The following is a 7527-nucleotide window of genomic DNA, read 5'->3' on the forward strand; positions in this document are numbered from 1 at the left end:
ACTTTCCAGGTGCTCTTCGCGGCAAGGCAGGCGCACGCCAACGAGTTCAGCGACTGGTCGTGTAAGAACATCCCATTCGCGGACAAGATCTGCCACACGGTCGAGGCCACCAACAAGGCCGTCGACTTCATGAGTGACCCGCTGGGGTACATCGCGCAGTTCTTCAACAACGCGGTGACCTCGCTGTTCACGCAGATGATCAAAGCCCTGCTGTCGACCACCCGGATCGACTGGGGTAACCCGGGCTTCCTGCGCACGTACAGCATGGCGTTCGCTGCTTCCACCGTGCTTACCGTGATCCTCTGGCTGATCGCCGCGGCCAAGCGTGCTCTGCAAGGAGTCCCGCCGTTGCAGGCGTTGGGTGAGTCGATCGGCTTTCTTTTGATCTCGGTGGTGGTCTCGGCTCTGGCACCAGCCGCCGTTGCTTACGTCACGGAGCTGTTCGACGAGGCTGCCGAGGCGATGTTCGCACCGGTCGCCGGGGACGCGGCGAGCATGGTGGTCACCGTCACCGCCGGGATGGCCGCGCTGATGGCGATTCCAGGCGGCGCGGTCATCGTCATCTTCCTGGCGATGTGCATGCTCACCGCTGTCGCCGGGGTGTGGCTGGAGTTGATCGTTCGCAACGCGCTAATTCTGGCGGGATTGGTGTTCGGCACTTCAGTGTTCAGCGGGCTGGTGGACAAGAGCCTGTGGAACCACACCAAGCGGTGGATCGGCGTCATGGGTGCCGTCATCGCCAGCAAGTACGTCACCTTGACCACGATCGCCCTGGCCACAGGCATGCTGTCCACCAGCGGCCACGGGGACGTGTCGGTCGTCCAGGCGTTCGGAACGGTCTTTACCGCGCTCGCCTTGCTCTTCTTGGCGCTGTTCTTGCCGTTCTCCTTGGCGAAGTACCTGCCGCTGGTCGGGGACGAGTTGCAGCACATGTACCAGGCCCGCGACGACCTCAAAGGCCGGGCGCAGAACCTCGGCAGCCAGGTTGGTGACACCTTCGGTGAGCTCAGAAGCCGGTTTGGCGGCGCATCGGGCGGCGGAGGCGACGGCTCTGCCGCAGTCGGTGGTGGAGGCGCCGATGGCGACGGTGACGGCGGTGGCGCTGAGGTAGAGACCGGCGTCGGGGAGGAAGCTGCGGGAGCGGAGGCCGCAGCGGCGTCCACCGGGGTCGGCGCGGCTGTCGTGGCAGGTGAGAAGGGCGTCGACATGGCCAAAGGGCAGGCCGAAAAGGCGGCCGACCGGGCCGTGGAGGGCGCCACCGAAGGCACCGCCGACGAAGCCCCCGCTGCCCCGGACACGCCATCGCGCGGTCCGGAGACCGGTGAGGGCAGAGCCATTGCGGGTGGATCAGGGACGGTTGAGTCGAGCCCCGGTGGCCCGGCGGGCGTCTCCACCGACCTCATGCCGCCTCACGCCACGCCCGCACACGACCACACCGCTGGAGGCGGCGATGGGGTCGGCGCTCCGGCGGCTGCACCGCCGTCATGGCCGCCCTCCGAGCCGGCGGCCGAGGAGCCAGCACCGCAACCTGCCGATGATCAGCCGCGATGACCGACTCCCCGATCGGAATTTGTTCGATGCGTACATTCACGTTCCCGAGGCCGCGGCCACGCGGCTTGCTCGGTCGGAAGCTGGAGGCCGACGAACAACTCGTCCTAGGCGTCGGGTTCGTCGGAGGCATGATCCTGGTCTGGGTGCTGAGCGGCGTCGTTCTCAAGCTCATCGCGTTCTCGGTGATCGCAGGAAGCTGTGCCTGGGCGACGCTTGCCCCGTACAAGGGGCGGACCTACCTCAAGTGGTTCGAGATCAACCGGACCTACAAGAAGCTGCTGCGCGACGGCTCGCTGCTGTACCGGTCGAAGGCGCCGACCGCGGGCCGGATGGTCGACGGCCGCCGGGTGCTCATCGACGTGCCGCCGGGTGTACCGCAGGACATGGAGTGGATCTCGGCGCGCACCGCGTTCGGGCAGATCGCCATCCTCCTGCAGCCGCACGAGCTGATGTTCACCGCGGCGGTCGAGGTCGAGGCGATGCGGGACTTCGGGAGCCTGGACACCGACGACAAGGAGGCGCTGATCCGGGCGTACGAGTTCCTGCTGAAGTCCACGGCGGACGGCGGCGGGCGGATCCGCCGCCTGCAGTGGATCGCCCGGATCATCCCCACCGACCCCAACGCGCACGTGCGGGACGCGGCCGCGCGCCGCGACCCGCACGCCCCGGCCTGGCTGGACCACTCCTACGGCGAGCTGGTCCGGCAGGTCGCCGTGACCGCCGAGGACCGCCGGCTCATCCTCGCGCTCGGCATCCCCTACACCTCCGAACTCGTCGCCGAAGCCCGCCGCTACAACACCCTCCACGAGGGCTACGCGGTCACCCTGGGCAAGGAAATCGAGTCGTTCATCCGCTCCCTCGCGCGTGGCCAGCTGCGGCACGTGCGCAACCTGGATGAGGCCGCGCTCGCCTCCTACCTGCACCACGCTTACGACCCGAGCCACTGGATCGACGACACCACCGGCATGGACCGGGTCACCGCCTGGCCCGCCGAGCTGGACGCCCGCCCGGCCGACCACATGGTCTCCCGCAGCTGGGAGGCCTCCCCCGACGCGTGGCACTCGCGCACCGCCTGGGTCAAGGAGTGGCCGGTGCTGCCGGTCGGGATCAACTTCCTCGCCCCGCTACTGCTCTACGTCCAGGACGTCATCATCTCGATGTCGGTGACCATGGACCTCGTTCCCACCGACCAGGCCATCACCGAGGCGATGGCGGACGCCACCAACGAGCTCGGTCAGGCGGACAAGCGGGCCGGGAAGATCGAGGACCCGCGCGAGCAGAAGGCGCAGAAGGCGTCCCTGTCCACGATGCAGGAGATCGCCAACGGCGCGGCCGGTATCCGCCTGGCCGGCTGGGTGACCGTCACCTCCCCCAGCAGCGAGGGCCTGCGCCGCGATGCCGACACCGTCCGCAACGCCGCCACCCGCAGCGGGCTGCGCCTGGAGTGGTGCGACAAGGAGCACCACCGGGCCTTCGCCAACACGCTGCCGTTCAGCGGCGGCCTGCTCAAGGAAGGGCGCTGATCGCCGTGCTGGAGATGCTGCGTACCCAGACCCAGACCAGGCGCCGGGCGATCCGCTCGACCTCCACCAATGCCTGCGGCCTGTACCCGGCCGTGGGCGCGGCCAGCATGGACCCGCGCGGTGTGATCATCGGCCGGGAGGCCTACAGCGGCAAGGCGTACATCTTCGACCCGTTCATCCTGTACGACCCGAAGGCGCGCGTGCGCCTGCCCAGCCCGCACGTGCTGGTGCTCGGCAAGTCCGGTCACGGCAAGTCGGCGCTGGAGAAGACCTACGTGTTGCGTCAGCTGCGCTTCCGTGACAGAAACTTCTGCATCCTGGACGCCCAGGGCGAGGACGGCAGCGGCGAGTGGGACGGCATCGCGCGGGAGCTGGGCATCACGCCGATCCGCCTGGTCTACGGGGATGCCGACTCAAGCGAGGGCATCCGCATCAACCCCCTCGACGCGCGCATCCCGGCCGAGCACCAGTTCAAGGTGCTGGTGTCCATGATGGAGATCCTGGCCGGCGGGCCGCTGTCGTCGCAGACGAAGTTCGCCCTTGCCGAGGCCCACAAGGCGGCCTCCGCCGCGGCCCGCGCCAAGGGCCGGGTGGCGGTGCTCTCCGACGTCCTGGACGCGCTCACCGCCCCGCGCCAGGCCCTGCTCGGCCAGCAGCCGGTCACCCCGCAGGAGTTGATCGAGTGGGGCCAGCCGGCCGCGCTGGCGCTGGACGAGTTGTGCAACCCCGACCGTGACCTGGCCGGGCTGTTCGACGGTCCGACCAGCGAGGGCATCGACCTGGACGCCCGGCTGATCGTCTTCGATTTGACCAGGCTGCCGCGCGAGGGTGAGGCCATGCCGCTGCTCATGGCGGTCATCGGCCCGTGGGTCCGCTTCGGCTGGATCAAGCCCGGCGACAACATCAAGCGCACCCTGATTGTCGAAGAGGCCTGGCACATCCTCAGCCACCGCCCCGTCGCCCGCCTGTTCGAGGAGCTGGTCCGTTACGGGCGAAGGCTCGGGCTGTCGTTCTGGGCGATCCTGCACCACCTGGCCGACCTGGTCCTGGAGGAGGCCCCGGAGGCGGCCGCGATCCTCAAACTGACCGCGACGCGCGTGGTCTACCACCTGGACAGGGACGAGGCCGAGAAGACCTCCGACTACCTGGGACTGACTTCCTGGGCCCGCAAGTCCCTGCCGGACGGGGCGAACATCTGCGCCCCCGGGCGGGCGATCTGGCAGGTCGGCTCCCGCATCAACCTTGTCGAGCACATCCGCACGGCGACCGAGATCCGGTTGACCGACACCAACCGGCGCATGACGGAAAAGGCCGGCTCCGAGGCCGCGCCGCCCGCCGCGCCGATGGTCCGTCTGCGCAAAGGGGCCGCCGCATGATGCCCAAGGCCGCTGTCCCGAAGACCGCCGTGCGGCTGCGGCTGGGCCGCGACGCGCTCTGGGTGATCCCCCTGATCGGCGCGTTCGTGCTCACCGCGCTGCTGTGGTTGTCCGCGGTGCTCTCCGGGCTGCTGCAGCACGGCCGGCCCGCGGCGGTCGGCTGGAACGCCGCCGGAAGCGGCATCCTCGCGGTCCTGACCCATCCCGGCGACCCGGCAACCGTTTGGCCCGGCAGCGGGGTCGGCGGGCCCGTCGCCTTCTGGGCCTGCTTCGTGGTGCTGCTGGCCGGCTCCGGCTACGGGGCGTGGAAGGGCTACTGGCGGTGGAAGCGGCGCGGGGCCGACGGCGCCGACGGCATGGCCACCGCCGCGCAGCTGGAGAAGGCGATGGGGGAGAAGCAGGCGCTGGCCCGGGCCGCCTCCCTGCGGCCGATCATGTACGAGAAGGACCCTGCTTCGATCACGATCCGGCACGTCGCGGTGAACATCGGGGCCTCGGACCCCACGGACATCCGCCTGTGGGTGACGATCGAGGAGAGTCTGGTCCTGGTCGCGCCGCCGCGTGAGGGCAAGACGAGCCAGATCATCCTGCCCGGCATCCTGGACTTCGAAGGTACGGTGCTGGCCACCAGCTCTAAGACCGACGTCCTCTACAACACCGCGGTGCTGCGCAAGAAGCACGGCCCGGTGTGGGTGCTCGACCCGACCGGGCTGTCCGGCTGGCCGAACCAGCTGCGGTGGCCGCTGACCGCCGGGTGCGAGCGCTACCAGATCGCCCGCAAGCGGGCCGAGACGCTGGTCGCCACCACCAAGAGCGAGGAAGGCACCTCCAACGGCGGGTATTTCTCCCTCAACGCCAAGACGCTGATCACCTGCTGGCTGCACGCCGCCGCGCTGAACAAGCGCCCGGTGTCCGACGTGCTCAGCTGGGCGGCCGACCCGGACAACCGGGAGGCCGTCGACCTGCTCGCGCTGCAGGGCAAACACGCCCTCGCCGAGGCCCTGGCCGGCCAGCACGCGGCGGCGGAAGAGGAGCGCAGCGCCACTTGGCGCACCGCCCAGCAGTCCTTCATCGCCCTGTACGACGACAAGGTCGCCGAGATCTTCGCCCCCGAGGGCGACGCGGACGTCTTCGACATCGAGAAGTACCTCACCGAGGGCGGCACGCTGTTCCTGATTGGCGAAGACGAGGAGGGCTCGGCGCTCGCGCCGCTGAACGCCGCTTTCGCCAAGGCGCTGTTCGACACGGCCAAGGCGATCGCCGGGCGGGCTCCCAACGGCCGGCTGCCCATCCCGCTGGGCTGCTTCCTCGACGAGCTGGCCAACGTCGCCCCGCTGCCGGAGATCCCCAGCCTGATGTCGGTCTCGGGCTCGCAGAACATCTTCATCATGGCCGTCCTGCAGTCCTACGCCCAGGCCGAGGAGCGGTGGGGGCAGCTGGGGGTGCGCAAGATGTACGCGGCCGGAACCGTGAAGATCTTTCTCGGTGGCATCTCCGACCCCGAAGAGCTCAAGGCGTACTCGGCGCTGGCCGGTGAGTTCGACGAGGACGTCGCCTCCATCTCCGACGACGGCGACCGCGTGTCGGTGTCCACCTCGCTGCGGCGCCGCGCGGTGCTGGAGCCGGCCGACATCCGCATGATCCCCGAGCGGGGCGGACTGGTCTTCCACCGCCGCACCCCGGCGACCCTCGTCCGCTTCACCCGCGCCCACGAGGGACCGCGCGCGGAGGAGATCAAGGCCGCCACCCGGGAGGCCCGCGAGATCGTGGCGGGCCGCCGGGTGACGCTGGGCAAGGCGGGCCGCGCCGATGGCTAACGGATTTGACGACCTGTTCAAGCAGCTGGCCACGATCAACGACGAGATCGTCTCGCTGAACGCCGAGCTGGTGCTGCAAGCCGAACGCTTGAAGATCCTGGAGGAGGACCGCGACGCCGCCGGGGGCGCAGGCGGGGCGGGGAGCGGCGCAGGCGGAGACGGCGAGGAGGAAGAGGAGCGCGTCGCCGGCGCCCCGGTGTGCTGGGACGACCTCGAAGAGGCCGAACGCGCCGCGTTGTGGCGCGAGTTCGTCGCGTGGGTCATCTGGATGGCCGACCGCTACGAGGTGACCAACGACCAGATCCCGCGGCAGTGCTGGTGGCAGCACGGCGCCGTGGTCGAGGAGCTGACCGCGCTGTGGACCTCCCACCAGTCGGCCTACGCCCAAGGTGAGGACGCCGGGTCCGCCCCGTACCTGTGGCAGGACGCTCTCGCCCGCGCGATCGAGCGGATCGGCCGCCTGTGGGTCGGCACCTGCCGCAACGGCCAGCACCGGGACCGCCACCGCGAGCAGTGGGACGGCGACGAGAAGTACCTCGCCACGATCCTCGCCGCCCAACCCGCCCCCGCCGAGGACGACACGAGCGCCGAGGCCGGTGGGGACGGCGAGGACTCCGCTGATCCGCCGGGCGAGGAGTCCGGAGACGATGACACCCCACTTGACGGCGAGTAACCCCTAGGAGATCGCGATGGCAATGAACCGGTACGGCGTCGAGGCGCGCGCCTACTGGCGGCGGTGGCTGCCCAAGCGCTACGCCGCCATCCCCGACCCGATGGCCTTCTTCACCAACCTCGGTGAGCAGGTCGAGCAGCAGGTCGGCGACCTGTGGGACCAGATGGTGATCAACGACCAGCCGCCGGCGGACGAGACCCACGAGCAGCGCGTCGGGCGGCTGGGGATGCTCAAGGCCCGCGCCGAGTACGAGGTGCTGGGCGAGCTGGTGCGGCTGTCGCCCGAGCCCGAGGCCGCGGCGGAAGCCGAGGCCGACGACGGGCTGCTGGAGAGCGACGAGCAGTTCGCCGCGCGCATGCAGCACGTCCAGGAGCACACCGAGTGGGTCAGCTCCACCGCCGACGCCCTGGTCGACGGCACCACCACCCTGGACGACCTCACCGACGAGCAGCTGCGGCAGGTCCTGGACTACATGACGCCGTCCTTCCTGCGCCTGTTCGGCACCTCGGTGGAGGACCTGCGATCCCGGGGGCGCAACGTGTAGCGCCCCGCCCACCCCCGGACCAGATCGACCGTGCCGCGACGTG

At 69.9% G+C, this 7527-nt stretch carries 6 protein-coding genes; all 6 read left to right on the forward strand.

The window, feature by feature from the left end; genetic code table 11:
• Nucleotides 1–9 precede the first annotated feature (9 nt).
• From ACIBBH_RS00390 to ACIBBH_RS00415, 6 genes are read left to right on the forward strand one after another with little or no spacing between them, the layout of a single operon-like run.
• The gene (locus tag ACIBBH_RS00390) at nt 10–1551 is read left to right on the forward strand and encodes a hypothetical protein (protein WP_399400367.1); all 1542 of its coding nucleotides are present in this window, start codon (nt 10–12) and stop codon (nt 1549–1551) included.
• A 26-nt stretch (nt 1552–1577) separates the two neighbouring features.
• The gene (locus tag ACIBBH_RS00395) at nt 1578–3074 is read left to right on the forward strand and encodes an SCO6880 family protein (protein WP_399400369.1); all 1497 of its coding nucleotides are present in this window, start codon (nt 1578–1580) and stop codon (nt 3072–3074) included.
• A 14-nt stretch (nt 3075–3088) separates the two neighbouring features.
• Nucleotides 3089–4450, forward strand: coding sequence for an ATP/GTP-binding protein (locus tag ACIBBH_RS00400; RefSeq protein ID WP_399400371.1), 1362 nt, complete (start codon nt 3089–3091; stop codon nt 4448–4450).
• The gene (locus ACIBBH_RS00405) at nt 4447–6267 is read left to right on the forward strand and encodes a type IV secretory system conjugative DNA transfer family protein (RefSeq protein WP_399400373.1); all 1821 of its coding nucleotides are present in this window, start codon (nt 4447–4449) and stop codon (nt 6265–6267) included. The genes ACIBBH_RS00400 and ACIBBH_RS00405 overlap by 4 nt, the downstream gene beginning before the upstream one ends.
• Nucleotides 6260–6940 (forward strand): hypothetical protein, encoded by a 681-nt coding sequence (locus ACIBBH_RS00410; protein ID WP_399400374.1) that lies wholly within the window; start codon nt 6260–6262, stop codon nt 6938–6940. The genes ACIBBH_RS00405 and ACIBBH_RS00410 overlap by 8 nt, the downstream gene beginning before the upstream one ends.
• 16 nt (nt 6941–6956) lie before the next feature.
• Complete coding sequence (locus tag ACIBBH_RS00415; protein WP_399400376.1) at nt 6957–7484, forward strand: hypothetical protein; 528 nt, start codon at nt 6957–6959, stop codon at nt 7482–7484.
• Nucleotides 7485–7527: the final 43 nt, after the last annotated feature.

Source organism: Streptomyces sp. NPDC051636, assembly GCF_044453765.1.
Taxonomy (GTDB): Bacteria; Actinomycetota; Actinomycetes; order Streptomycetales; family Streptomycetaceae; genus Streptomyces.